At 62.0% G+C, this 1339-nt stretch carries 1 protein-coding gene and 1 pseudogene; both read right to left on the reverse strand.

Going from position 1 to position 1339, the window contains the following annotated elements; all coding sequences use genetic code 11:
• Window positions 1–969: pseudogene (locus tag AC1DSN_RS22745) on the reverse strand (hypothetical protein); the annotation flags it as partial.
• A gap of 151 nt (window positions 970–1120) precedes the next feature.
• Window positions 1121–1339 (reverse strand): response regulator (locus AC1DSN_RS22750; protein ID WP_477333117.1); only part of this gene is annotated, 219 nt, incomplete at its 5' end.

Here is a 1339-nt window from a genome sequence, read left to right on the forward strand (position 1 = left end):
GCCAGGATCAGCCGCGAACTTCACGATCACGTCGGGAATGTGATTCACCGAGAGCGTGTTGGCCGAATCGTAGCCAGAACCGGCGGCCGTGTTGTAGATCGACGTGACCGGTGCTTTGGCTTGGTTCGGGCTCACGTAGAACGTCGTCTGCGGGTTTTCCAGCGAGATGCCGAGCCAGTATTCCTTGTTCCAGTCCTTGACCAGGCGGATCTGCGGCTGACGCGCCCAGCTGAAGCCCGGGACGTACTGAGCGTCGATCTGCGGCGGAGCGGCTTCCGTGCGCGGAGTGATGCCCTTGGTGTTCAGCGTCAGCAGCGACCAGTTCTGGCCGGCCAACAGGTGCAGGCCCGGCTTGTCCCAGTCGATCGTCATGTAGACGTTGCGCTCGCGCGGGTTAAACGAGTTGGACTCGTTCTGGTTCGCGGTCTGGGCGCCGCCGAGGAAGTCGGCCTCGATGTAACCGGCAACGTGGGTGTCCGGATTGATGTCGCCTTGGGCCAGCATCGAGATGCGGCTCTGGCGAGCGCTGAAACGACCCTCAGAAAGGTGGCCCGCCGGGGTGTTCTTGTACGGAATCGAATTGTAGTTCGATGCGATGTCCGCGCCTTCCTGGTGCGTACGGTAGATCGATTCAGCAGCGAGGAAGCCACCAAGGGTGATATTCACGCCCTTGTACGCGATCTTGTCCGACGACTTCTTGGAGGCGGCGGCGGCATCGGTAGCGGCGACCTGTGCATCATTGACGGCCTTGGCCGTCTCGACCTGCGCGTCCGCCTGTGCTTCCTGCTTGGCCTGGAGGTCGGCGACCTGAGACTGCAGTGCGGCAAGCTGTGCTTGCAGCTGCTGAAGGGTGGCGGCATCGATCGTGACGCGGGTCGGCTGCTGCGACTTCGGCGTCGCGGCCAAAGCCGAGAAGCTCGTCAGGCCCAGACCGGCGGCGATGGCCACCGTGAGCAACTTGGAACGCATTGGAATGTCTCCGCTGAGTATGGTTGTGTAGTCCCCTGTGCCCCGACTGAGGTGTTTCTATGCGAAATTCCTCAAGCCAAGCCAACGTCGCGAAGGATGAGTGAAGAGCTTTACGCTTCTATGGCTGAATTGTTACAACTTGAAGACACGGTCAYACTGAGTGCGCGGTTGCTATTCGGTGGTGGTAGTTACTTTTGAACTGCACGGCGGCCATCCCATCGTCGTGCCGGTCGCTCCCGCCGCCAGGTAGGTCGATCCGATAATCGTCGGCGCCCAGGTCGAGACCCTTGATCCGGGCCTCCGGGGCGTCCCGCGCCGTCATCACCAGGATCGGCGTCTTCACCCCCGCCCGCCGGGCTTCCAGCAGGAC

It is taken from the genome of Luteibacter sp. P4_D7_3, assembly GCF_056401735.1.